General features: G+C 62.4%; 23 protein-coding genes and 1 tRNA gene. 11 read left to right on the top strand and 13 right to left on the bottom strand.

The window, feature by feature from the left end; all coding sequences use genetic code 11:
• The first annotated feature begins 230 nt into the window (after positions 1-230).
• Positions 231-1,565, top strand: a complete 1,335-nt coding sequence (locus tag ACS3WB_RS14490; protein ID WP_438276196.1) for a dihydroorotase — start codon at positions 231-233, stop codon at positions 1,563-1,565.
• Between the two features lie 131 nt (positions 1,566-1,696).
• Here the strand turns inward: ACS3WB_RS14490 and ACS3WB_RS14485 are convergent, their stop codons facing one another.
• The 4 genes from ACS3WB_RS14485 to ACS3WB_RS14470 all read right to left on the bottom strand — a co-directional run bounded on the left by ACS3WB_RS14485 (position 1,697) and on the right by ACS3WB_RS14470 (position 3,502).
• Positions 1,697-1,963 (bottom strand): hypothetical protein, encoded by a 267-nt coding sequence (locus tag ACS3WB_RS14485; RefSeq protein ID WP_438276195.1) that lies wholly within the window; start codon positions 1,961-1,963, stop codon positions 1,697-1,699.
• Between the two features lie 136 nt (positions 1,964-2,099).
• Complete coding sequence (locus ACS3WB_RS14480; protein ID WP_438276194.1) at positions 2,100-2,477, bottom strand: TIGR02301 family protein; 378 nt, start codon at positions 2,475-2,477, stop codon at positions 2,100-2,102.
• Positions 2,478-2,567: 90 nt separating this feature from the next.
• Positions 2,568-2,993, bottom strand: a complete 426-nt coding sequence (locus ACS3WB_RS14475; RefSeq protein WP_438276193.1) for an NUDIX hydrolase — start codon at positions 2,991-2,993, stop codon at positions 2,568-2,570.
• Complete coding sequence (locus ACS3WB_RS14470; protein ID WP_438276192.1) at positions 2,993-3,502, bottom strand: hypothetical protein; 510 nt, start codon at positions 3,500-3,502, stop codon at positions 2,993-2,995. The genes ACS3WB_RS14475 and ACS3WB_RS14470 overlap by 1 nt, the downstream gene beginning before the upstream one ends.
• 63 nt (positions 3,503-3,565) lie before the next feature.
• On the opposite strand from ACS3WB_RS14470, the gene ACS3WB_RS14465 reads away from it, so the two are divergent.
• Entirely contained in the window at positions 3,566-4,333 is a 768-nt protein-coding gene (locus tag ACS3WB_RS14465; RefSeq protein WP_438276191.1) for an SOS response-associated peptidase, read from the top strand.
• 58 nt (positions 4,334-4,391) lie between these two features.
• Here the strand turns inward: ACS3WB_RS14465 and ACS3WB_RS14460 are convergent, their stop codons facing one another.
• Positions 4,392-5,828 carry an FAD-binding oxidoreductase gene (locus tag ACS3WB_RS14460; protein WP_438276190.1) on the bottom strand — a complete coding sequence of 479 codons (1,437 nt, stop codon included), beginning with the start codon at positions 5,826-5,828 and terminating at the stop codon, positions 4,392-4,394.
• A 38-nt stretch (positions 5,829-5,866) separates the two neighbouring features.
• On the bottom strand, positions 5,867-6,853 hold the full coding sequence (locus tag ACS3WB_RS14455) for an L-threonylcarbamoyladenylate synthase (RefSeq protein ID WP_438276189.1): 987 nt from the start codon (positions 6,851-6,853) through the stop codon (positions 5,867-5,869).
• A 67-nt stretch (positions 6,854-6,920) separates the two neighbouring features.
• Here ACS3WB_RS14455 and ACS3WB_RS14450 point away from each other — a divergent pair.
• Positions 6,921-6,997: transfer RNA gene (locus ACS3WB_RS14450), tRNA-Pro, on the top strand.
• An 86-nt stretch (positions 6,998-7,083) separates the two neighbouring features.
• On the opposite strand, the gene ACS3WB_RS14445 is transcribed toward ACS3WB_RS14450, so the two are convergent.
• Positions 7,084-8,040, bottom strand: a complete 957-nt coding sequence (locus ACS3WB_RS14445; protein WP_438276188.1) for a LysR family transcriptional regulator — start codon at positions 8,038-8,040, stop codon at positions 7,084-7,086.
• A gap of 129 nt (positions 8,041-8,169) precedes the next feature.
• Here ACS3WB_RS14445 and ACS3WB_RS14440 point away from each other — a divergent pair, with 129 nt between their 5' ends.
• The 5 genes from ACS3WB_RS14440 to ACS3WB_RS14420 all read left to right on the top strand — a co-directional run bounded on the left by ACS3WB_RS14440 (position 8,170) and on the right by ACS3WB_RS14420 (position 14,431).
• Positions 8,170-9,207, top strand: coding sequence for a class 1 fructose-bisphosphatase (locus tag ACS3WB_RS14440; RefSeq protein ID WP_438276187.1), 1,038 nt, complete (start codon positions 8,170-8,172; stop codon positions 9,205-9,207).
• A gap of 19 nt (positions 9,208-9,226) precedes the next feature.
• On the top strand, positions 9,227-10,099 hold the full coding sequence (locus tag ACS3WB_RS14435) for a phosphoribulokinase (RefSeq protein WP_438276186.1): 873 nt from the start codon (positions 9,227-9,229) through the stop codon (positions 10,097-10,099).
• A gap of 150 nt (positions 10,100-10,249) precedes the next feature.
• Positions 10,250-11,335 carry a class II fructose-bisphosphate aldolase gene (gene fba, locus ACS3WB_RS14430; protein WP_438276185.1) on the top strand — a complete coding sequence of 362 codons (1,086 nt, stop codon included), beginning with the start codon at positions 10,250-10,252 and terminating at the stop codon, positions 11,333-11,335.
• 836 nt (positions 11,336-12,171) lie between these two features.
• Positions 12,172-14,097, top strand: coding sequence for a propionyl-CoA synthetase (locus ACS3WB_RS14425; protein WP_438276184.1), 1,926 nt, complete (start codon positions 12,172-12,174; stop codon positions 14,095-14,097).
• Between the two features lie 76 nt (positions 14,098-14,173).
• Positions 14,174-14,431, top strand: coding sequence for a hypothetical protein (locus ACS3WB_RS14420; RefSeq protein ID WP_438276183.1), 258 nt, complete (start codon positions 14,174-14,176; stop codon positions 14,429-14,431).
• Between the two features lie 227 nt (positions 14,432-14,658).
• On the opposite strand, the gene ACS3WB_RS14415 is transcribed toward ACS3WB_RS14420, so the two are convergent.
• The gene (locus ACS3WB_RS14415) at positions 14,659-15,357 is read right to left on the bottom strand and encodes a DUF1013 domain-containing protein (protein ID WP_438276182.1); all 699 of its coding nucleotides are present in this window, start codon (positions 15,355-15,357) and stop codon (positions 14,659-14,661) included.
• 247 nt (positions 15,358-15,604) lie between these two features.
• Between ACS3WB_RS14415 and ispH the strand changes: the two genes are divergently transcribed.
• The 3 genes from ispH to rnhA all read left to right on the top strand — a co-directional run bounded on the left by ispH (position 15,605) and on the right by rnhA (position 18,127).
• Entirely contained in the window at positions 15,605-16,567 is a 963-nt protein-coding gene (gene ispH, locus ACS3WB_RS14410) for a 4-hydroxy-3-methylbut-2-enyl diphosphate reductase (RefSeq protein ID WP_438276181.1), read from the top strand.
• A gap of 127 nt (positions 16,568-16,694) precedes the next feature.
• Complete coding sequence (locus tag ACS3WB_RS14405; protein ID WP_438276180.1) at positions 16,695-17,675, top strand: homoserine kinase; 981 nt, start codon at positions 16,695-16,697, stop codon at positions 17,673-17,675.
• Positions 17,672-18,127: a ribonuclease HI gene (rnhA, locus tag ACS3WB_RS14400; RefSeq protein ID WP_438276179.1), complete on the top strand. Its 456-nt coding sequence runs from the start codon at positions 17,672-17,674 to the stop codon at positions 18,125-18,127. The genes ACS3WB_RS14405 and rnhA overlap by 4 nt, the downstream gene beginning before the upstream one ends.
• A gap of 207 nt (positions 18,128-18,334) precedes the next feature.
• Here the strand turns inward: rnhA and ACS3WB_RS14395 are convergent, their stop codons facing one another.
• From ACS3WB_RS14395 to ACS3WB_RS14375, 5 genes are all read right to left on the bottom strand, one after another.
• Positions 18,335-18,820, bottom strand: coding sequence for a peroxiredoxin (locus tag ACS3WB_RS14395; protein ID WP_438276178.1), 486 nt, complete (start codon positions 18,818-18,820; stop codon positions 18,335-18,337).
• A 149-nt stretch (positions 18,821-18,969) separates the two neighbouring features.
• A complete protein-coding gene (locus ACS3WB_RS14390) occupies positions 18,970-19,539 on the bottom strand; it encodes a DUF924 family protein (protein ID WP_438276177.1) in 570 nt (189 codons plus the stop codon).
• A gap of 80 nt (positions 19,540-19,619) precedes the next feature.
• Entirely contained in the window at positions 19,620-21,302 is a 1,683-nt protein-coding gene (locus tag ACS3WB_RS14385; RefSeq protein WP_438276176.1) for a long-chain fatty acid--CoA ligase, read from the bottom strand.
• Positions 21,303-21,399: 97 nt separating this feature from the next.
• Positions 21,400-22,836 (bottom strand): D-alanyl-D-alanine carboxypeptidase family protein, encoded by a 1,437-nt coding sequence (locus ACS3WB_RS14380; RefSeq protein ID WP_438276198.1) that lies wholly within the window; start codon positions 22,834-22,836, stop codon positions 21,400-21,402.
• 307 nt (positions 22,837-23,143) lie between these two features.
• Positions 23,144-24,943 carry a glucan ABC transporter ATP-binding protein/ permease gene (locus ACS3WB_RS14375; protein ID WP_438276175.1) on the bottom strand — a complete coding sequence of 600 codons (1,800 nt, stop codon included), beginning with the start codon at positions 24,941-24,943 and terminating at the stop codon, positions 23,144-23,146.
• Positions 24,944-25,056 lie beyond the last annotated feature (113 nt).

Below are 25,056 nucleotides of genomic sequence, written 5' to 3'. Positions count from 1 at the left end.
CGGGCGTCGTCGCCGCTGACCTTGACCACCCCCCGGTCGGGAAGAAACGCTGCTTTCATGACACTATCTCTTGGCCGGGCATTGTTGTCTTGGCGGGTCTTGCGCAGTACCCCGGGGAAACCTGCGTTCCGGATTTCGCTTCCGAACGTAAGCCGGTAAGGTGACCGCAACAAGGGTCCGCGTGGCGCTGCAGCGTGCGGAAAAGCTGTCGGAGACGATGATCAGGACAAATGACCCAGACATTTGACGTGATTCTCAGAGCAGGCACCATCGTCAATCAGGACGGCGAGGGGATCGGCGACATCGCGGTATCGGATGGCCGCATCGCCGCCATCGGCGGACTTGGTCACGCCGCCGCCGCCGAGGTGATCGACTGCCGGGGGCTGCATATCCTGCCCGGCGTGATCGACACACAAGTCCATTTCCGCGAGCCGGGGCTCACCCACAAGGAAGACCTCGAAAGCGGCTCGCGCAGCGCCGTGATGGGCGGCGTCACCGCGGTGTTCGAGATGCCGAACACCAATCCGCTGACGGTGACGACGGAAACGTTCGCCGTGAAGATGAAGGCGGCGCATCATCGCATGCATTGCGATTTCGCCTTCTTCATCGGCGGCACCCGCGACAACGTGCAGGACCTGCCCGAACTGGAGCGCGCACCGGGCTGCGCCGGGGTCAAGGTGTTCGTCGGATCGTCCACCGGCGCGCTGCTGGTCGAGGACGACGACAGCCTGCGAAAAATCTTCAACGTGATCCGCCGCCGCGCCTCGTTTCACGCCGAGGACGAATACCGCCTCAACGAACGCAAGGGATTGCGCATCGAGGGCGATCCGCGCTCGCATCCGGTGTGGCGCGATGAGACGGCCGCGCTCAAGGCGACGCAGCGGCTCGTCACTCTCGCCCGCGAGACTGGAAAGCGTATCCACGTGCTGCATATCTCGACGCAGGAAGAGATCGAATATCTGCGCGACCACAAGGATGTCGCGTCCTGCGAGGCGACGCCGCATCATCTCACGATGGTCGCGCCCGGCTGCTATGAGCAGCTCGGCACGCTGGCGCAGATGAATCCGCCGGTGCGCAATGCCGCGCATCGCGCAGGCATCTGGAACGGCATCAAGCAGGGCATTGTCGACGTGCTCGGCTCCGATCATGCGCCGCACACGCTGGAGGAGAAACAGAAGGTCTATCCTGCCTCGCCCTCGGGCATGACCGGCGTGCAGACGCTGGTGCCCGTGATGCTGGATCACGTCAATGCGGACCGGCTGTCGCTGGCGCGATTTGTCGATCTCACCAGCGCCGGACCGGCGCGGCTGTTCAATATCGCCTGCAAGGGCCGGATCGCGGCCGGCTTTGATGCCGACTTCACCGTGGTCGATCTCAAGCGCAGCGAGACCATCACCAACAAGTGGGTGGCCTCGCGCGCGGGCTGGACGCCCTATGACGGTGTCGAGGTGACGGGCTGGCCGGTCGGCACCTTCGTGCGCGGCCGCCGCGTGATGTGGCAGGGCGAATTGACGACGCCAGCCGCGGGCGAGCCGGTGCGCTTTCTGGAGACGCTGAAAGCATAGCGAGGGCTGCAATTCTGGACGGCATCACCGCGAAAGCGGATGATCTAGTATTGCAGGGCGCGAGGTCAGTATCGAGGATCCGGAAGCGGATCGCCCGGTCACGCCGGGCGATGACGGCAACGGATGAAAAGCTACTGCTTCGCGAGGCCGATCGAGAACTCGCCGTTGCGGATGCGGCCTGCGAGGCCTTCGACGAAATTCGCCACCGCGTCCTCTCCGTAGGTACTGACAAGTTCCGCGAAAGCCGCGAACAGGCTGGCCTGCGCCAGACAATCGCCGTCCACGCCGTCGTGGCGTGCCTCGGCCCACGCTTCGTTGAGATAACTCAGTGCAGCCTGTTTCTGCTCCTGATCGGGCAACGAATCGCAGGCCGGGCTGAAGGTAAATGGCGGGCGCATGAAAAATCCGGTCGTCTGACGAAAGGAACCGCTTAACAACTGTCTTGGTTTAGCATGCGAATCCGTGCCGGACAGCCGGTTCTTTAAGAAAGGTTAACGCGTCTGGCGAATTTTGAGACCGAAACCACCCCGGAAATCAGTTTGCATATCTGGCGGTCAGGTCGCGGGCAATCTTCGCGCCTTCCTCGGTATAGCGGCGGATCGCGACATTGGCGGCCGGGGTGCACACCCTGTAGGTCTGCTGGAACCCGTTATAGCCGCGGTTGAAGCCCGCGATCATCCTGGCGCGGCGCTCGCCTGTCGGCGTTTCGGCGTCGATCAGTGCCTGCATTTCATTGCGCCATTTGGCGCCTTCATTGGCGCCGCAGATGCCGCGCAGATAGTGCAGCGTGCCGAGGATCTCGGCCAGCCGCTGCAGGTCGGCATCGAACGGCGCAGCCCCTTCCTGCCCACGCGCGGGCAACGCGCTGCAGATCGCGATTAGAACAACAACGGCAAAAACCGATTTGTGCATCGAGGGAGTCCGGCTCCGTCGTGATATGCCTTTTCAATGCGATCGAAGCAAGGCTGGGCGATCCACGGGCAGCCCTTCGCCTTTTCAGGTTCAGGCTCCGACGAGCCGCCGCGCCGAATCGATGACGGTTTGCAGCCCCTCGGTGACTTGCAAATCGTCCGGCAGGTCGGGGGCAAACCAGCGGAAGCCGTCGAGTTCGTCGCTTAAGACGGGCTCACCGCCGACCCAGCGCGCCGCGAACGCCATCACCACGAAATGCCCGTGGCCGGGTTCGGCCGGTATCACCTCGCGCCAGCCCGCCGGGCCGGCGATCTCGATCCTCAGCCCGACTTCTTCCGCTACTTCCCGATGCAGCGCCTTCGCCATAGTCTCGCCGAATTCGACGCGACCGCCGGGCAGCGAATGCAAGCCTTTGCCGGGCGGCCGGGCGCGGCGCACCAGCAAAACCCTGCCGTCGCGAAAGATCGCGGCACTGACGGCAAGCCGGGGAATCTGGGAAGGCTCGGGCGACGGCATCAGTGGTTCATGATGTAATCGACGTCGGTTTCGCCGCGCTCTCCATTGATGATGCCGCCGGCCAGCGTGACCAGCGGCTTGACCCAGCTTGTGGCCTGAATGGCGAGGACCGCGCGGGTCTTGTCCTGGCGGACGCCTTTCATCGCCAAGGCCACGGCGGTTAAAATGGCTTTCATGTTGCCGGTCACGTCGTCGAATCTGGCACGAATGTCGGGGTCGGCCTGCTCATAAGCCTCGATCGCGAGATCGCGGGCCTTGAAGTTCGAGGCCATGAAATGTTCCGGATAGGTCAGGGGCTGCCATTCCATGAAGTCAGCGGCGCAGTCCGGCATGTCGGGGATCATTTCGAGCAGCATGATGGCTTCGTTGAAATGATTGAGATAGTCGGTCGCAAGACCGGTTCGCGGGTTGATGTTGGCGGCCGACAGCTCGCCTGCCCGACCGGACCCTTTCGGATCGGTCTGCTTCGCAATTGGAAAAGGTGATGGTTTGCTGGACGCCGTTGTCATTGGTTGTAGTGTTGGACACGGGGATTAAAACGGACTGAATGTCGCACCTGTTTGGATGAGGAAATGTGCGGACGCTACGTCATCCTGTCGCCGCCGGAGGCGATGCGTCAGGCTTTTGGCTACGCCGAACAGCCGAATTTTCCGCCTCGGTATAATATTGCACCAACTCAACCGATCCCCGTTGTCATCCTCGAGAACGGCGGCCGGCATTTTCGCCTGATGCGGTGGGGTCTGCTTCCGGCCTGGGTCGAGGACCCTCGGCAGTTTGCACTTCTCATCAATGCCCGCGCCGAGACCGTGGTGGACAAGCCGGCGTTCAAGAACGCGATGAAACGGCGGCGCTGTCTGCTCCCGGCGGACGGATATTACGAATGGCATCAATCGGAGGGACGCAAGCGGCCGTTCTTCATTCGGCCGCGCAACGGCGGGTTGATCGCCTTCGCAGGGCTTTCCGAGACCTGGGTCGGGCCGAACGGTGAGGAACTCGATACGGTGGCCATCGTCACCACGGCGGCGCATGGCGGTCTCTCGACGCTGCATCCGCGGGTTCCGGTGACGATCGCGCCTGCGGATCATGCGCGCTGGCTTGACGGCGACGCTATCGATGCCGGAGAGGCCATGCCGTTGCTGCGCGCGCCGGAGGACGGCGAATTTGTCTGGCATGAAGTCTCGACGCGCGTGAACCGTGTCGCCAACGACGATGAGCAATTGATTCTGCCGATCTCGGCGGAACAGGCAGAAGCAGAGGCGACGAATGCGGGGAAGAAGAGCGTGCCGCGCAAAGCTGCGCCCGTCGTCTCCGGCGATGACGGCCAGGGCTCGTTGTTTTGACCGGCGAATGACGCCGGTGCGTCAGCCATGACGTCGCCAACGCAATGTCTGTGAATGCTCACAGCACCTTGCCCGGATTCATGATGCCGAGTGGATCGAGCAGCGCCTTGATGCCGCGCATCACTTCGATGGCGGTTCTGTCTTTCACGCGGGGCAGGTCATCGCGCTTCAGCACGCCGATGCCGTGCTCGGCGGAGATCGAGCCGCCCATCCGCAGTGCGATGGCGAAGACCACGGCATTGACCTCGTGCCAGCGGGCGAGAAATTCCTGCGCCGTCGTGCCGGTCACGGGCTGGCTGACGTTGTAGTGGATGTTGCCGTCGCCGAGATGGCCGAAGGCGACCGGGCGCGCGCCGGGAACGAGCTTGGTCACGGCGGCATTCGCCTTTGCGATGAAAGCGGGCACGGCCGCGATCGGCACCGAGATATCGTGTTTGATCGAGCCGCCCTCCGGCTTCTGCGCCATCGGGATCACCTCGCGCAGTTTCCAGAGCGCCGCGCGCTGCTGCAGACTGGACGCGATCGTCGCATCTTTGACAGCGCCGTCCGCCATGCCCCGTCCCAGAATGGCTTCGAGGATTGCAGGCGCGTCGTCGCGCGACGAGGAGATTTCCATCAGAACGTACCAGGGATGGCGCTTGCCGAGTGGATCGCGGATGCCGTCGCCGTACCTGACGCACATGTCGACGCAGATCTCCGCGATCAGTTCGAAACTGGTCAGGCTGCCGGCGGCCTCAGTCCGAGCGATGGCCAGCAATTTCAAGGCATCGGCCGGCGATGTCAGGCCGACGAAGGCGGTTGCCACTGCTCGCGGCCGCGGAAACAGCTTCAGGACCGCGGCGGTGATGATGCCGAGCGTGCCTTCCGCGCCGATGAACAGGTTGCGCAGGTCGTAGCCGGTATTGTCCTTTTTCAGCTTCGACAGGCCGTTGAGGATGCGCCCGTCGGCAAGCACCACCTCGAGACCGAGCGCCATGTCGCGCGCCACGCCGAAGGCCAGCGCGCCGGTGCCGCCGGCATTGGTCGAGAGATTGCCGCCGATGGTGCAGCTTCCTTCCGCGCCGAGCGACAGCGGAAACAGGCGGTCGACCTCGCTGGCGCGCTGCTGGACGATCTGCAGCACCGCGCCGGCTTCGACCGTCATGGTGTTGGAGGCGGTATCGATCTCGCGGATTTTATCCATCCGCCGGGTCGAGACCACCACTTCGCCATTGTGCGGCGTCTGTCCGCCCACAAGGCCGGTATTGCCGCCCTGCGGCACCAGCGCGATCCGGTGCTCGGTCGCAAGCTTGCAGATCGCGGATACCTCCGCCGTCGATGCCGGACGCAGCACCAGCGGTGAGCGGCCTTGAAACAGGTTGCGCTGCTCGGTGAGGTATGGCGCCAGTTCGTCGGCGTCGGTCACCGCATATTTGTCGCCGACGATCGATGCAAAGCGCGCGATCAGATCGGGCGACAGCGGCGGCAATGCGGATCTCGGCGGAACGATGGTCATGGCGCGTCAGGTGTCCGTTGGATTGGACGATGTGCCCATCAGTCTTGCGGCGCGGCGGCGCGGCGCAGCCGGTCGTTGATGGCTTCCCCGAGTCCATGGTCGGGGACGGGCATCACCGCGATGGTCCGTGCGCCGCTGGCGTCCAGAGCGCGAAGATAGCCGAAAAGATTGGCGGCGGCCTCCTTGAGATCGCCGCGCTCGGACAAGTTCATCACGGCGGCCGCGGTCTCGCTGCCCGCGAGAACGGCCGGACCGAAAGCCAGCAGCGCCTCGCCGCGTGACAGGCTCGTGGCATCGAGGCGGACCCTGGCGCGGGGTGCATAGTGCGAGGCCAGCATCCCGGACGCCAGCGGTCGTCCATCGGCCGCGCCGGTATCGGTCAGCGTCAGGGAACTGCCGAGCACGCGCTCGATCTCGGCGCGCGGAATCCCGCCGGGACGCAGCAATGTCGGGGACGCGAAGCAGCCGACGATGGCGGATTCGACGCCGACCTCGACCGGCCCGCCATCAACGATCAGGTCGATCCGTCCCGAAAGGTCGCTTTGCACATGGGCCGCCGTCGTCGGGGAGACATGGCCGGACAGGTTGGCAGAGGGCGCCACCACCGCGCCGCCGAATTCACGCAGGATGTCGCGCGCCGCCGGATGGGCGGGAACCCGGATTGCAATGGTGTCGAGGCCGGCCGTGGCAAGTTCGGCCACCGGGCAGCGCGGAGCCTTTGGCAACACCAGTGTCAGCGGGCCCGGCCAGAATGCGTCAGCGAGCACAAGCGCCGTGGCATCGAAACAGGCGATCCGTTGGGCGGCTTTGAGATCGCAGACATGCACGATCAGCGGATTGAACGCGGGCCTGCCCTTGGCGCGGTAGAGCCGCGCGACCGCTTCGGCGTTGGCGGCGTCGGCGCCAAGCCCGTAGACCGTCTCGGTCGGGAACGCGACCAGCCCGCCGTCGCGAAGCGTCCGGGCGGCTTTTGACGTGGCGGCCGCGCCGGCCGGTCTAATCTGCGTTGTCAACTCCACGGTCATTGGAATTTCAGTTTTCGATCCAGCTTCTTGCGGTGCGCGAAACCCAAGGTTATAAGCCGCGTCTTGTCGGAGTGTGGCTCAGCCCGGTAGAGCACTGCGTTCGGGACGCAGGGGTCGCAGGTTCAAATCCTGCCACTCCGACCATTATTTCAATGACTTATAGTTTCGATGCCTTGGCCGCGCAACGCAGCGCGCGGCGAATTCGCCGGGCAAGACGCGAGATGTCCACTTTACCTGCGCCTCGGGTCGGGCCGATCGGCCGCGCTCGGCGCCTGCGGCAGGAACTGCTTGCCGTTGACGACCAGAAAGTCGAGCATTGTCTGAGCCGGAGGAAGCAGGACCTTGTCTTTCCTCCGGACGACGAACCATTGTCGCACAATTGGGAGACCGGCGACATCGAGCGTGATCATCCGGCCTTCCCTGAGTTCGACCGCCACCGTATGCGCCGAGATGAAAGCAATCCCGAGACCGGCAATGACCGCCTGCTTGATGGTCTCGTTGCTGCTCATCTCCATGCCGATCTGGGGTTCAAGATTGCTGTTCTCGAAAAACTGCTCCATCAGGAACCGTGTACCGGAGCCCGGCTCGCGGGAAACGAAGGTTTCCTGCGCCAGATCGACCGCGGCGAGTCTGGACGCGTTTGCAAGCCTGTGTTCTTTCGGCGCAATGACGACATGCGGATGATCGCCGATCAGATGGCTATCCAGTTCGATGTCTGGAGGCGGGTGGCCCATGATCGCAAAATCGAGCGTATAGCCGCGCAAGGCCTGACGTATCTCCTGGCGATTGACGATCGTCAGGCTGATGTCTATCCCTGGATGGAGCTTCGAGAAGGCGGAAATCGCAAACGGGACAAAGTATTTTGCCGTGCTGACAGCGCCGATCGATATGCGTCCGCCGGTTCGGCCGGCTATCATGTCGAGCGAGGTCGCGCAGCTTTCGATCGCGGCTTCGACGCGTTCGAAAAGCGTGTACAGTTCTTGTCCTGCCGGCGTGAGCACCATGCCGTCGCTGGTGCGCTGAAGCAGAGGCAGTCCGCAGAGTTGTTGCAGATTCCGCAACTGCAGCGTAACGGCAGGTTGAGTCAAATGCAGCTTGTTTGCGGCTGCAGTGACGCTGCCTCCAACTGCAACGGATGCCAAAGCACGAAGCTGCCGAATGGTGACGTCGCGAAGCTTCGAGATCATATAAGAAGAAATTTGGTTCGATTAAGGATATTGAAATTGTACTTATTACATGCAACGAGTCAATGTTTCGCAATGCTCTGGAAAGCGGCAGATCGGCTGTTTGGACATTGCGGCCGAAGGGGAAACTGAATGAGCCAAGAGCTAACACTGCAGCAAAGGATGGATAGTGAAGGAGGGTCGGATCCGCTTCGCCGAGCAGTGAAGGAAGCGGTCGCTGCGCTCGCGCAGGCTGCAATCGATATTTCCGATCTGACGTGCCGTGGCGCGTTGGCGGGGATCACCGGCAAAGCACAAGGACGCAACACCGACGGCGATGTTCAGAAGGATCTCGATGTTCGCGCCGATCAAATCATCCGCGAAGCCCTCAGCGCCCTGCCGATCGCAGTGCTGGCTTCTGAAGAAATGGCGGAACTTGAGATTTTGAATCCGGGCTCTCCGATCAGCGTTGCGTTCGATCCGCTGGACGGTTCGTCGAACATCAACACGAACATGTCGGTAGGCACGATCTTTTCGATCATGCCGACGCCCACCGATGCCAACGCCGCCTTCGCGCAGCCGGGAAGTGCGCAGCTCGCGGCTGGCTTCGTTGTCTACGGTCCGCAAACCTCTCTCGTCCTCACCCTCGGCCAGGGCGTCGATATCTTTACTCTCGATCGCGTGGAGCGGGTGTTCAAGCTCACGGGATCGACGGTGCAGATCCCGCCGAACGCGACGGAGTTCGCGATCAACGCTTCGAACAGGCGGCACTGGGATCTGCCGGTTCGCGCCTATATCGACGAGTGCCTCATGGGCGCCGACGGGATGGGCGGCAAGGATTTCAACATGCGCTGGATCGGCTCGCTGGTCGCCGAAGCCTTCCGCATTCTCATTCGCGGTGGCATCTTCCTTTATCCCGGAGACGCCCGGGACGGCTATGAAGAAGGCCGCCTGCGCCTGGTTTACGAGGCGCATCCGATGGCGTTCATCATCGAGCAGGCGGGCGGCGGCGCCACCACCGGCCGTCAACGCGTTCTGGACCTCGTTCCCCGCACCCTCCACCAGCGTGTTCCGCTGATCATGGGTTCGATCAAGAACGTCCAGCGGCTTGAACACATGCACACCACACCCGACGTTGCCTTGGAAACGAATTCTCCGTTGTTCGGGCATCGCGGCTTGTTTCGCGTTTGATTGAGGGGCTGTCGCAATCGTGTCCAGAAAGCATCCTATCATTTCAATCACGGGTTCGTCGGGCGCCGGCACGACATCCGTCAAGCGCACCTTCGAGCAGATCTTCCGCCGCGAGAACGTGGTGGCCGCCTACATCGAGGGAGACGCGTTCCACCGTTACAACCGCGCCGAAATGCGTACCCGCATGGCCGAGGAGTCGGACAAGGGCAACAAGCATTTCAGCCACTTCAGTCCGGAGACCAATCTGTTCGCCGAGCTGGAGGCCGTGTTCAAGAGCTATAGCGAAACCGGAACCGGCAACACGCGCTACTATGTCCATGACGACGTGGAATCCGCGTTGCACAAGGTTCCCCCAGGGACGTTCACCGATTGGCAGAAACTGCCCGAGAGCTCGGACCTGTTGTTTTACGAAGGTCTGCACGGTGCGGTCGTCACCGATAAGGTCAATGTCGCCCAATATGCTGACCTCAAGATCGGCGTCGTTCCCGTCATCAATCTCGAATGGATCCAGAAGCTGCATCGCGATCGCAACGCGCGGGGCTATTCCACCGAGGCGGTCACTGACACCATCCTTCGGCGCATGCCGGATTACGTCAACTACATCTGTCCTCAATTCGCTGAGACGGACATCAATTTCCAGCGCGTGCCGACGGTGGACACTTCGAATCCGTTCATCTCGCGGTGGATACCGACCCCCGACGAATCGATGGTTGTGATCCGGATGAAGAATCCGCGCGGCATCGATTTTCCGTACCTGCTGTCGATGATTCCGAACAGCTTCATGTCGCGCGCAAACTCGATTGTCATTCACGGATCCAAGCTGGATCTCGCGATGCAGTTGATCCTGACGCCGCTGATCCTTCAGCTCATCGAGCGGAAAAGGCGCGCATGACCGGCGAATTGATGACGATAGGTAAAGTCCAGCGGAACCGCCGCAATGACGGCTGGAACCGCGACATCGAAGTAGTTGATCGGTGCATGGGCAAGGGGGGTATAATCCCCTGCGCGACTGCTATCAGCACATCCCAAGGGTGAGGAAAAAATGGCTCGTATTACACTGAGGCAACTGCTGGACCACGCGGCCGAGCACGGCTACGGCGTACCGGCATTCAATATCAATAACATGGAGCAGGGTCTCGCCATCATGGAGGCGGCCGCTGCCGTCGACGCGCCGGTTATTCTCCAGGCTTCGCGCGGCGCACGCTCCTACGCCAACGACATCATGCTGGCGAACATGATCGATGCGCTGGACCAGATGTATCCGAATATTCCGTTGTGCATGCATCAGGATCACGGCAACGAGGAAGCGACCTGCGCCACCGCGATCAAGTACGGCTTCACCTCGGTCATGATGGACGGCTCGCTCAAGGCCGACGCCAAGACCGCGGCCGATTACGAGTACAACGTCGACATCACCCGCCGGGTCGTCGACATGGCGCACTGGGTCGGCGCTTCGGTGGAAGGCGAACTGGGCGTGCTCGGCTCGCTCGAGCACGGCGGCGGCGAGCAGGAAGATGGCCATGGCATTGAAGGTCCCGTCAGCCACGATCAACTGCTGACCGATCCCGATCAGGCCGTCGATTTCGTCCGCGCCACAAAGGTGGACGCCCTGGCGATCGCGATGGGTACCTCGCACGGCGCCTACAAGTTCTCGCGCAAGCCGGACGGCGACATTCTCGCCATGAAAGTCGTCGAGGAGATCCATCGCCGCCTTCCCAACACGCATCTGGTGATGCACGGCTCGTCCTCGGTGCCGCAGCACCTGCAGGACGAGTTCAACAAGTTCGGCGGCGAGATGCCGCAGACCTGGGGCGTGCCGGTCGAGGAAATCGTGCGCGGCATCAAGCACGGCGTTCGCAAGGTCAATATCGATACCGACTGCCGTCTGGCGATGACGGCGGTGTTCCGGAAAATCGCGACCAACAACAAAAGCGAATTCGATCCGCGCAAGTTCCTCAAGCCCGCGATGGATGCGATGCGCGACCTCTGCCGCGAGCGCTTCGAGCAGTTCGGCACCGCCGGAAACGCATCGAAGATCAAGGTGATCCCATTGGCTGAAATGGCCAAGCTATATCGCACGGGCAAACTTGATCCGCGCATCGGCGATAGGGCCGTCGCCGCGGAGTGAGATTGGATCGAACCTCCGCGGATCAACAGGGAGACAAAGTCCCAGAACGGGAAACTGCTGACCGTCCGCGGCAGGGATCGCTACAAATAAGTGTCATGGCCTATGAGAAGACATGGCCTATGAGAAGACAGGCTATCGGGAGCCCGACTAAACGCCGAAGGACACCGACGTCATCTGTTTGGGGTGACGCCGCAGGACGGCGTGGATTTCCATCGAGGCCTTGGCGGCGGTAGCCGGCGAGGCCTCGACGGAACGAGGATCTGGCGGTGCTTCTCGCGGGCCAAGCCGACCATATGGAAAGATTCTTCTCCAGCAGTCCCGGTTTTCGTTCGCGCATCGTCCATCATATCGACTTCCCCGACTTACCGAGGAGGAATTGCTCGCGATCGCGGAGGTGATGCTGCGCACATGAACTATAATTCACCTCTGACGCGCCGTTGTGCGCTGCATCGCGTTGCGCAAGGCCCGACCCTTGTTCTTCAACGAAGGCTCGATTCGAATGCGCTTGATCCTATGCGTTTGCGTCAGGCCAACCGTCTTGTCGCGAATGAGGATGTGATTTTGATTGCCAAGGACGTCAAGTCGGGTGGCGTCCGACGTTCTTGCCAGCCGCGTGTTTGCGGAGTTGGCGGCCGATAACGTCGAGCGTCTGAAAGAGAAGCGGAAGTAAATTGTGATACCGTCTCGGTTGTCGACCGAGCGGCACGAGGCGACGACCGTTCGCTTGCGGAACCGGAGCGTGGCTTCCTCGAAGGAGGAATGCGCCGTAAGAACGAGGCCGCCGCCCTTGAAATGAGCACCGCATCCCGTGACAATGAATGAACGGGAGACGTGCCATGAATATTCAGGAAAAAAGCCGCTATCGCGAGATTTACGGCCGCTCGCTCGGCGATCCCGAGGGTTTCTGGGCTGACGCCGCAGGCGACATCGACTGGATCGAGCCGGCGAAAAAGATCTTCGATCCGTCGATGGGGCTTTACGGCCGGTGGTTTGCCGGCGCCGTCGTCAATACCTGCTACAATGCACTGGATCGCCATGTCGACGGCGGCCGGGCCGACCAGGTCGCGCTGATCCATGATTCCCCGCTGGCCAATCCGGGCGGGCCGAGCGTCATCACCACCTTCACCTACGCCGAGTTGCTCAAGGAAGTGGCGACGCTCGCCGCGGTGCTGCAGGACTTCGGTGTCGCCAAGGGCGATCGCGTCGTGCTTTACATGCCGATGGTGCCGGAGGCCGTGGTTGCGATGCTGGCCTGCGCGCGGATCGGCGCGGTGCATTCGGTGGTGTTCGGCGGCTTCGCGGCCAAGGAGCTTGCGACCCGAATCGATGATGCCAAGCCGAAGCTGGTCTTTTCAGCGAGTTGCGGCCTGGAGCCGGGCCGCATCGTGCAATACAAGCCGCTGCTCGACGAAGCGATCAAGCTCGCCGCGCACAAGGTTCCCGTCTGCATCGTCCTGCAGCGGCCACAACAGCGCTGCGACCTGATCGCGGGCCGCGATCACGACTGGGCAGGTTTACGCGCGGCCGCGATGGCGGTCGGGAAGTCCGCGCCCTGTGTCCCGGTGCTCGCAACCGATCCGCTCTATATTCTCTACACCTCCGGCACCACCGGCGTGCCGAAAGGCGTGGTGCGCGACAATGGTGGCCATCTGGTTGCGCTGAAATGGTCGATGTTCAACCTCTACGGCGTCAAGCCGGGCGAGGTCTGGTGGTGCGGTTCCGATATCGGCTGGGTGGTGGGTCACAGCTATATCGTCTACGGCCCGCTGATCCATGGCGCGACGACGGTCATGTACGAGGGCAAGCCGATCGGCACGCCGGACGCGGGCGCATTCTGGCGCGTGATCTCGCAGCACAAGGCGGTGGCGTTCTTCACCGCGCCGACCGCGTTCCGCGCCATCAAGAAAGAAGACCCGGATGGTGCCTTCATCCGCAAATACGATTTGTCCCAGTTCCGCACACTGTTTCTTGCCGGCGAGCGCGCCGATCCGCCGACGGTGGAATGGGCGGAAAAGCATTTGAATCGGCCGGTCATCGATCACTGGTGGCAGACCGAAACCGGCTGGTGCGTCGCGGGCAATCCGGTCGGGCTCGGCATGCTGCCGGTGAAGCATGGCTCGCCGACGGTGGCCATGCCGGGCTATCAGGTCGATATCGTGGATGAAGCGGCGAAGCCGCTGCCGGCCAATGCGATGGGCTCCATCGTCATCAAGCTGCCGCTGCCGCCGGGCTGCCTGCCGACGCTGTGGGAGCAGGACGCGCGCTGCAAAGAAGCCTATCTCAGCGAATTTCCCGGCTACTACAAGACCTCGGACGCCGGCTACAAGGACGAGGATGGCTACATTTTCGTCATGGGCCGCACCGACGACATCATCAACGTCGCCGGTCATCGGCTGTCGACGGGTGGCATGGAGGAGATTCTCGCATCGCATCCCGATGTCGCCGAATGCGCGGTACTCGGCATCAGGGATGCGATCAAGGGCGAGGTGCCGTGCGGTCTTCTGGTGCTGAAGGCGGGCGTTAGCAGGGACGCCGCCGAGATCGAGAAAGAAGTCGTAGCTCTGGTGCGGGAGAAGCTCGGCCCGGTCGCGGCGTTCAAGCGCGCGATCACGGTGAACCGGCTGCCGAAGACGCGCTCAGGCAAGATCCTGCGTGGCACCATCAAGAAGATCGCGGACGGCGATGAATGGACGATGCCCGCCACCATCGAAGATCCCAAGGTGCTCGATGAGATTCAGGGCGCGCTGAAAAGCAGAACGTGAGCGGGGGTCTTCGATGGACTTACATTTCCCGCAATTGAGTCCGAACAGTCGCGTGACTGGCAATCCGGGAACGACCATGCGACTGAAGACATCGATACGAATCGCCGCTCTTGTATTGATTGCGTCGCTCGGCGGCTGCGCAAATCTCGAACGGCACAATGCGAGCGCAGTCTCGCAGGGCGATGACGATGCGTATTGCCAGGCGCACGGCGGGCCGCAGGGCTCCGCGGCCTATACCGCCTGCCGCAAGGATCGCGACGTCGCCGCCACCCGCTCCGACCGGATGGAGCGCACCCACCGCGATCTCGCCGAGCGGATGCTGAACGGGCAGTAGCGGGTTCGTGTTGCAATTGACGCAAAACTTGCCGGTCGTTCCGGGGTGTCGTGAAGCGACGAAGCCAGAATCCAGCGATCGCTAAGACATTAGAGCCTTCCCGCTTCTGATGGAATCAGAACCTAGTTGCTGGATTCCGGATCGGCTTGCGTCGCAAGCCGTCCGGAATGACGACGCGTGTTATACGTCGTCTTTGAAATGCCGCGCACCTCGAGGAATGATCGGCGTTACTCGTCCTCGTCGTCCTGCTTCTTGCCGCCGATGGTCTTCAGCTTGGCGAACACGGCGTCGACGTTGAGATCGTCGCGCTGCTTTTCGGTCGGCTCCAAATCGGCATCTCTGCGCGTGGTCTCCGACGCCGGCAGCAGGGTGGCGCCGCCATACTGCTGATCGGTGGGCTTCTCCTTGGCTGCGCGCTGCACCTCGAAGTCGAGCTCGATCTGGGAGCAGAGACCGAGCGTCACCGGGTCCATCGGCGTCAGCGTCGAGGCGTTCCAATGGGTGCGGTCGCGAACCGCGGCGATCGTGGTCTTGGTGGTGCCGACCAGCCGCATGATCTGCGCATCCTTCAATTCCGGATGGTTGCGCACCAGCCAGAGGATCGCGCTCGGCCGCTCGTGACGACGCGATACCGGGGTATAGCGGGGACCCTTCTTTTTGGCGGCGGGGGGCAGCACCACCTTGCTCTCGCTGAGTTTGAGGCGGTAGTCCGGGTCCTTCTCGCCCTTCTCGATCTCGTCCCGGGTTAGCTGGCCGGTGGAGATCGGATCCATGCCCTTGATGCCCTGGGCGGCATCGCCGTCGGCGATGGCGCGGACCTCCAGGGGATGCATCTTGGTGAAATCGGCGACCTGGTCAAACGACAAGGCGGTATTGTCGACGAGCCACACGGCAGTCGCCTTCGGCATCAGCGGTGCATTGCTCATGGCAAATCTCCTTTGCGCTCCGCCCACCCCTCAGGGGCAGAGCCTTTTGGTCATCGACGATGACGGGAATTGGCCTATATAAGCCCCCGACGGTCGGGTGCGCAATGGTTTGCTGTTGCCGGCCCATGGCCTGATGGAATGGCTTGACGGAACAGCCTTGACAGCGCCTGAAAGCCGTCCAAAGTCGTTCCTCGTATTGGCCGTTCCCGCCCCGCCGGTGTGGGGTGATTCGGTCCCGGATCGCCCCATGAATGCCAAACCGAAACTTAAAATCGTGCTTTGTTCGCCCCGCGGCTTCTGCGCGGGCGTCGTCAGGGCGATCGATACCGTGGAGCGTGCGCTGACGCTTTACGGCGCGCCGGTCTATGTGCGTCACGAGATCGTGCATAATCGTTACGTGGTCGACAGCCTTCGCGCCAAGGGCGCGATCTTCGTCGAGGAACTGGAGGAAATTCCCGACGACACCAAGGCGCCGGTGGTATTTTCCGCTCATGGCGTGCCGAAATCGGTGCCCGCCGACGCGCAGCGGCGCAACTTCTTCTCGCTGGATGCCACCTGTCCGCTGGTGACCAAGGTTCACCGCGAGGCGGCGATCCATTTCAAGCGCGGGCGCGAGATTCTGCTGATCGGCCATTCGCATCACCCGGAAGTCGTCGGCACTGTGGGCCAGCTTCCGGCGGGGGCGGTAACCTTGATCGAGACCGCCGAGGATGCCGAAGCCTTCACACCGAAAGATGCCGGCAATCTCGCCTTCGTCACCCAGACGACGCTCTCGATCGACGACACTGCCGAAATCGTCGCGGTGCTGAAGCGACGCTTCCCGAGTATCAATGGTCCGCACAAGGAAGATATCTGCTACGCCACCACCAACCGCCAACTCGCGGTCAAGAAGGTCGCGCCGGTGGTCGATGCGTTGATCGTGGTCGGCGCGCCGAATTCCTCAAATTCCCAGCGGCTGCGCGAGGTCGCCGAGCGCGAGGGCTGCAAGGTTTCGGTGCTGGCGCAACGCGCCAGCGACCTCGATTGGGACAGGTTTGAGGGGATCAGGAGCCTCGGCATTACCGCAGGCGCCTCGGCGCCGGAAGTGATCGTCGAGGAGATCATGGGGGCGTTCGCGGCCCGCTACGATCTCGACGTGGAGACGGTTTCGGCTGCGGAAGAGAACGAGTTCTTCCCGCTACCACGCTCGCTGCGACCCGACGCGGCCTAGAGCATTTTCACTTCTGATGGAATCGGAACGGGCGCTAAAATTTTGACTGACGCGTTTTCTTCACGCGAACCGCTATCCACTTCGCTCGAAAACGCTATAGACGCGAAGTCCGAAATGGGGACACCAGATGGCGGTCTATACCGACGTCGCCGCCGATGAGCTTGCGGATTTCCTGAAGGCCTACGATATCGGAGAAGTGCTGTCCTACAAGGGCATCGCCGAGGGCGTCGAGAACTCCAACTATTTACTGCACACCACCGCCGGATCGTTTTTCCTGACGCTGTATGAAAAGCGCGTTGCGGTCGGTGACCTGCCGTTTTTTCTCGGCCTGATGGGTCATCTCGCCATGCACGGCATCGTATGCCCGCAGCCGGTCAAGACGCGCGGCGGCGAAACGCTCGGCCATCTCGCTGGACGACCTGCCGCCATCATCGATTTTCTCGAGGGGGTGTGGCCGCGCAAGCCGACCGTCACCCACTGCGCCGCCACCGGCGAGGCGCTGGCGAAGCTACACCTTGCCGGCCGCGATTTTACCATGACACGCGTCAACGCGCTGTCGGTGCGGGGTTGGCGGCCGCTGTTCGACCAGGCCGCGCCGCGCATCGATACGGTGCAGCACGGTCTGCACGATTTTCTCGAGGCCGAACTCGATCATCTCGAACAGCACTGGCCGGACAATCTGCCGGCCGGTGTTATCCATGCCGACCTGTTTCCGGACAACGTTCTGTTTCTTGGCGAGAGGCTGTCGGGACTGATCGATTTCTATTTCGCGTGCAATGACTTTTTCGCCTACGACGTCGCGATCTGCCTCAACGCCTGGTGTTTCGAGCCGGATCATTCCTTCAACGTTACCAAGGCGCGGGCGTTGCTCGGCGCCTACAATCGCGAACGCGCGCTGTCCGAGGCCGAACAGGCGGCGCTGCCGCTTCTGGCGCGCGGCGCCGCGCTGCGGTTTCTGCTGACGCGGCTGGTCGATTTTCTCAACGTGCCCCCCGGCGCGCTGGTGAAGCCGAAAAACCCGCTCGAATACGTCCGCAAGCTGCGCTTCCAGCAAAGTATTGGCAGCATTCGCGACTACGGCGTCTTGGCGCCGGGGACGGTGGCGTGAATTCCTCTACGCTTCCTCATGTCACGATTTTCACCGACGGAGCGTGCTCGGGAAATCCCGGTCCCGGCGGCTGGGGCGCGATCCTGCGGTTCGGCGACATCGAGAAGGAATTGAAGGGCGGCGAGCCGCACACCACCAACAACCGGATGGAGCTGTTGGCGGCGATCTCCGCCCTTGAGGCGCTGAAGCGGCCGGCGCTGGTCGACCTCACGACCGACAGCCAATATGTTCGGCAAGGCATCACCAGCTGGATCCATAACTGGAAGCGCAACGGCTGGCGCACCGCGGATAAAAAACCGGTCAAGAACGCCGACTTATGGCAGCGGCTCGATGATGCGCTGAAGCCTCATGAGGTGCGCTGGCACTGGATCAAGGGGCACGACGGCCATGCGGAAAACGAGCGTGCCGATCAGCTCGCGCGCGAAGGCGTGTCCCAGGCGCGGTTGAAGTAAGCTTGCCCTCTCTCACCGCGGGCGAGGAAATAATAGAGCCTAATTACATACAATGCCGTCATGCCCGGCCTTGTGCCGGGCATCCACGTCTTTACGGCAATTCCCGACGAAAACGTGGATGGCCGGGACTATAGGCAAGCGAAGCGACGCAGTTCTTCAAACGGCTATGCCAGCCATGACGAAGAAAATAAGTGGTCGCTTATTGGATCAAAGCTGCCCCAGCAGCGTGTCGCCGCCGGAGACCTCGACCTTGCCGGGCGAGTCCTCGACATTCAGCTTCTTCACCACGCCGTCCTCGACCAGCATGGAATAGCGCTTCGATCGGATGCCGAGACCTTTCTCCGAACCATCGAACGTCATGTCGAGCGCCTTGGCGAACTCGGCGTTGCCGTCGGCGAGGAACACCGCCTCGTTGCGCTGGTCGGTATCGCGCTTCCACGCGTTGAGGACGAAGACGTCGTTGACGGAGACGATGGCGATCTGATCCACGCCCTTGTCCTTGATGGCGCGGGCGCTTGAGAAAATGCTCGGAAGATGCTGCTTGTGGCAGGTTCCGGTATAGGCGCCGGGCACCGCGAACAAGGCCACCTTTTTGCCCTTGAAGATCTCGGCGGTGGTTTTGGTCTGAACCCCATCCTCGGTCATGATGCGGAACGTCGCGTCGGGCAGGCGGTCGCCAACTTTGATGGTCATCGTCGTATCTCCTTGAAATTCAGCTCGGGTGTGACGGGGCGGGCGTCGGCACAATATGACGCGGACGCGAAACAGCAACGGGCAGCCATTCAACGTACCGTCATTAACGCATTTTCGGGCGAAGCAGAATGCGCGACAAGACAAAGCAGCTATCCGGCGAACCCGCCCGCGTCGAGAAAAGCCTGTTCCTCCGCGCTCGTCATGCGTCCGAGCAAGGCATTGCGATGAGGGAAGCGGCCGAACTTTCGGATGATGTCGGCATGCACTTCCGCGAATTTGAGATTTTCCGGTCGGCCGCGGCTGCGAAACAGCGCGACGCAGCGGTCCTGGTCGGCAAGCCGCTCAGAATGCATGAACGGCATATAAAGGAATTCGATGAGATCCGGCGCGATGCGCGTATCGGCTCCGCGAGTGATGGCGCGCGCGGCAACGGCCAGCGCCGGATCGTCGGTCGAAAAGGTCCTGGCGTCGCCGCGGAACATGTTGCGCGGAAACTGATCGAGCACGATGACGAGCGCCAGCGCGCCGTCGTCGGTCGTCTCCCACGCGGCGAGTTCGCCGGCGCGCGCCGCCTCCCAAAGCCTCAGAAAGCGGCGGCGCACCTCGGCGTCGAACGCCTCGTCCTTGGTGTACCATTTAGCCATGCCGGCCTTGCGCCAGAAGGCGAGGACATCGGCGGGCAGGGGGAGGGGCGCGGGCGGATTATCGACGTTTATCACACGAATGCCTTCCGGTGCGCCCGCGGCAGGCGGACGGCGCTTCAATACTGGATCGGGATCAATCGGCCGAGCAGCATCCGCTATGCCGCTGTCTCGCTCTCCTCGCGCAGTTCGCGGCGGAGAATCTTGCCGACATTGGTTTTCGGCAGCGAGTCGCGAAATTCGATCTGCCTTGGCACCTTGTAGCTCGTCAGTTCCGTGCGCGCGAACTTGATGACGTCCTCGGGCGTGAGGTTCGGATCCTTCCTGACCACGAAAGCCTTCACCGCCTCGCCTGACTTCCTGTCCTTGACGCCGACCACCGCGCATTCCAGCACGCCCGGATGGCTCGCGATCACCTCCTCGACCTCGTTCGGATAGACGTTGAAGCCGGAGACCAGGATCATGTCCTTCTTGCGGTCGACGATTTTCGTGTAGCCATCCGGTGACATCACGCCGATGTCGCCGGTGCGGAAGAAGCCGTCCGCCGTCATCACCTTCGCGGACTCATCCGGTCTGTTCCAGTATCCTGGCATCACCTGCGGGCCCCTGGCACAGATTTCGCCGGCCTCGCCGAGCGGTACCTCGCGGCCCTCGTCGTCGCGGATGGAGATGTATGTCGAGGGCATGGGTAGGCCGATCGAGCCGGTGAACTTGTCTCGGTCGGCGGGATTGCATGTCAGCGTCGGCGAGGTTTCCGAAAGCCCGTAGCCTTCCAGCAGCGGGCACCCCGTTACTTTCAGCCACCTCTCCGCGACGGTCTTCTGGACTGCCATGCCGCCGCCGATCGAGGCTTTGAGCTTCGAGAAATCGACCTTGTCGAAACCGGGCGCGTTGAGAAGAGCGTTGTAAAGCGTGTTCACCGCCGGGAAGCAGTTGATCTGATACTTCATCAATTCCTTGACCGTGCCCGGCACGTCGCGCGGATTCGGAATCAGCAGATTGACGCCGCCTGCGCGCATCGCGAGCATGAAGCACGCCGTCAGCGCGAAAATGTGATAGAGCGGCAGCGCGCAGACGATGAAAAGCTGATCGACCACCGGCGGCTTCTTCAGTGCCGGCTGCAGCCAGGCGTCATTCTGCAGCATGTTGGCGAGAATATTGCGATGAAGCAGCGTTGCGCCTTTCGAGACCCCGGTGGTGCCGCCGGTATATTGCAGGAAGGCGACGTCGTCGGGCACGAGGTTCGGTTTGGCCAGCGTCATGCCGCGTCCTGCGGCGAGGGCATCGTTGAACCTGACCGCGCCCGGGATCGATGACGGCGGCACCATCTTCTTGATGTGGCGAACCACGAAATTAACGATCACGCCCTTGAAGCCGAGCATGTCGCCCAGGCTGCCGACAATGACATGCCGGATGTCGGTTCTGCCGATCGCCTGCTGCACCGTATGCGCGAAATTCTCCAGCACGACGATGGCTTCCGCGCCGGAATCCTTGAGCTGATGCTCGAGTTCATGCGGCGTGTAGAGCGGGTTGACGTTGACCACGGTATAGCCGGCGCGCAGCACGGCCACGGTCGAGACCGGATATTGCAGTACGTTCGGCATCATCAGCGCGACGCGCGCGCCCTTTTTCAGTCCCCTGCCTTGCAGCCAGGCGCCGAGCGCCAGTGACGCCTCGTCAAGCTCGCGATAGGTGATCGCCTTGTCCATGCAGATGAACGCCTTGCGATCGCGAAATTTGGCGAAGCTCTCCTCGAGCAAGTCGATCAGCGAGGCGTACTGCGATGTGTCGATATCGGCAGGCACGCCTGCGGGATATTGGCTGAGCCAGATGCGATCCATGCGACTCCCCGGGGTCTCCCGCATTCAAGCGAGGAAGGTTCTATTCAGGGAGTATTGAGCAAGGCGGTTGTCCAAGGCAAGCGACTGTGCCGGCGCACTATTGCCCGGATTCGCTTTTGGCGTTTTCCGCCGGCTTCGGCTTGGTGGCGGCACCGCCGGCGGCCTGCTTGGCGCGGGCACTTTTGGCGTGGCCATCCTTGGCGTGGGTCGTCTTGGCATTCGTGGCTTTGGCGCCGTCGCCCTGGACTGCGGAGGACTTCGCGCCGGCGCCGGGTTTGATCGTCACCGAGACACGGTGTCTGGATTTTGGATCGGTGCTGGCTTCAGACTTCGCTCCGGGCCTGGTTTCGGATTTGGCTTCGGTTTGGGCCGCAGATGAGCCGCCGCGCTTGCCGTGAGCGATCTTGCTGCGCTTGGTTGCTTTCGGCGGAGCGTCACGCGCCGCATCGGCTTCCGCGGCCGCGGCGATCGCCGCGCCGGTCCGTGTCGGTCCGGTATAGACGATGATCGGGTCCGACGGGGCAGGTGCGGCAGCGATCATGTCCGCCGGACGCAACGCCGGCGGCTGCACGCCGGTCGCCAAGAACGACATCACGGCAGCTCCGGTCGTCGTCGTGTTCGCCGCAACATCGTCGTCCTCGTCGCTGGCGGGATGCTTGCGCTTGGGGCCGCACATCTCATCGCGCAGATTCGGAGGCGTGGCCGCGATCGGCGCCAGATTGTCGACCGTGCCGAGCGCGGGACGCAGCCACGACAACGTATTGTTGGCGAAGCCACGCTCCAGCATCTGCGCAGCGCGCACCGCACGCATCGTGCCGGAGGATGCGCCGAGCACCACCGCGATCAGGCGCTTGCCATTCTGCGTGGCCGAGCCGACCAGATTATAGCCGGAAGCACAGATGAAGCCGGTCTTGAAGCCGTCGGCGCCAGGAAAGCGCCCGATCAGCTTGTTGAAGTTTTGCGTCACCTTGCGGCCGTAGCGGATCGAGGGGATGTGAACGAAATATTCGTACTCCGGGAGATCGTGAATGATCGCGCGAGCGAGAATGGCGAGATCGCGTGCCGACGTGATCTGGCCATCTGCCGGCAGGCCGTTCGGATTCACGTAGCTCGTCTGGGTCATGCCGAGCCGCTGCGCTGTGGCGTTCATTTCAGCCGAGAAACCGTCGATCGAACCGCCGACGCCTTCCGCCAGCACCACCGCCATGTCGTTCGCCGACTTCACCAGCATCATCTTCAGCGCGTTGTCGACGGTTACCTGCGTGCCAGGCCGGAAGCCCATCTTCGAAGGGGACTGGGCGGCCGCGGTCGGCGATACCGTGAACAGCGTATCGAGCGTGATGCGTCCCTGCTTGACCGCCATCAGCGTGACATAGGCAGTCATCAGCTTGGTGAGGGAGGCCGGGTACCAGGGGTAGGTCGCGTTCTCCGCCTCCAGCACTTTTCCGGTATCGGCTTCGATCAGGAGATGCGCTTCGGTCGCGTGCGCCGCGCGCACCGGCGCGACCGCGATGATCAATCCGCTCACAAGCATCATCCAGACCGGCAACGATGTGCGAGCTCGGGCGATGGATTTGCGAAGCAGGACGATGAGAAAATGCACGGTCGTTCCGGTCCTTTGAGATCCGCCTTTGGCAAGGAGGCCAGCTTCGAGCATTTTCCGGCTAAGTGGCGTGGTTAGCCGTAAGAAAATGCTCTCATTGAGTGACTGCGCGTATCCTGATCGCAAAACCGGTATCCACTTTTGCGGAATACGCGCTGGGTTTCAAGCATGTCCGGCGCTATCGATTGCGGCTGCTCCAACCTATACCGGCTTGCCGAGCCAGAACAGTGGTCCCCGCCTAATTCCCCGACGAAAGGGGCCGAATTTCGACGGTCGGGGAACCATCCGGAATCATAAATTGTGCTTTCGCGAGCTGGGCGAAATGGCCGCCACTCGCGACGAGTTCTTCAAAGGTACCGTTTTCGATCACGCGTCCGTGCTCGAAAACCAGAATACGCGTGGCATTGCGGATGGTCGACAGCCGATGCGCGATGACGAAGGTCGTGCGGCCCTTCATCACCTCGTCGAGCGCGGCATTGACCCTGGCCTCGGTCACCGCATCGAGCGCGGAGGTCGCCTCGTCGAGGATCAGGATCGGCGGATCCTTGAGCAGCGCGCGGGCGATCGACAGTCGCTGCCGCTCGCCGCCCGACAGCATGCGTCCGCGCTCTCCCGCATGAGTGTCGAATTTTTTCTCGCCGCGTTCGATGAACTCCAGCGCCTGGGCGCGTTCGGCCGCGAGTCGCATCTCCTGCTCGGACGCATCCGGCTTGCCGACGCGCAGGTTTTCCGCGATCGAGCGGTCGAACAATAGCGGCTCCTGAAACACCACGCCGATATTTCGGCGCAACCCGGCGAGCGTGAGGCGGCGAATATCCATGCCGTCGATCTTGATGGCGCCGGATTGCGGATCGAAGGCGCGATGCAGCAGCGCGACGGCAGTGGACTTGCCTGCGCCGGTCGGGCCGACCAGCGCAATGGTCTGGCCGGGCAATGCGACAAAGGAAAGGTTCTCCACCGCGGGTCGCTTGCCGTCATAGGAAAACGACACGTCGTCGAATTCGACCAGACCCTGCAATCGTCCGGGATCGACGGCGTCGGGACGGTCGCGCACCGCCGGAACGGCGTCGAGCACGGCGAAGAACTCCTTGAGTCGCGGCGCTTCCATGAAAACGCTGTTGATGAAGGAGACGACCTGTTCGAGTCGCTGGATCAGCATGGTGGCGAAGGAGACGAACATCACGATCTCGCCGACCGACGTCATTCCCCGCTGGTTCAGCGCGATGCCGACGGCGAAGATCGCCAGGATGGTGATCGTGGTCGAGGCGCGCGTCATCACGGTGACGACGGCCCACCACGACAGCACCGGCATCTGCGCCGCCAGCAATTTGTCGGCGACGAAGCGCAGACCCTGAACCTCGGCATCGACGCGCACGAAGCTCTGCACCAGTGCGACATTGCCGAGCGCGTCGGAGGCGCGCGCGGAGAGATCGCTGAAATGCGTCTCCACCTCGTTCTGCATGTCGAAGGTTCTGCGAACCACCAGCGTCGTCAGCATCGTGAACACGATACAGAGCGCGAACAGGACGATCGCCATCCGCCAGTTGATATAAAGCGACAGCGGCAACAGCACCACCAGCGACATGATCGCGGCAAAATGCTCGCGGAAGAAGCCGAGCCATAGCCGCCACAGCGCGTCGGTGCCCTGCAGCATCACCTTCATCAACCGGCCGGAATGGGCGCCGGCATGATAGCTCAGCGGCAATTGCAGCATGTGCTCGAAATAGTCCGTCAGCACGGCCTGGCGCTGGCGATGCGAGAGCCGATCGGCCTGCAAGGCCACGATCACGCCGCACAGGATGGTGAACAGGCCGAACGCCACCCAGACCGCCAGCAGCGGCCATGGCGACGTCGAAGTCGTCCCGAAAGGGCCGGCGGCAGGATTGCCGGACAGGACGTCGACGATGCGGCCGAACAGCACCGGTTCGGCGAACTGCGCGCCGGCCAGAAGGAGATTGGCCGCGGCAAGCATCCAGCCAAGCCGCGCTTCCTTGCCGAGCGCTTCAAGAACGCGCGTATAAAGGCGGACCATCGACATCGGACAATGCTCTGGCGGATTGCAGTGGCGGCACTCCGGCAACGCGAACGAGGGATGCGCCGGAGGGAAGAGACCGCTGCATTCTAATCAGGATCGGGGGGTGGGATATAGCG

It is taken from the genome of Nitrobacter sp. (genome assembly GCF_051535215.1).
Classification (GTDB): domain Bacteria; phylum Pseudomonadota; class Alphaproteobacteria; order Rhizobiales; family Xanthobacteraceae; genus Nitrobacter.
This window is presented reverse-complemented; position numbering and strand designations above follow the sequence as displayed.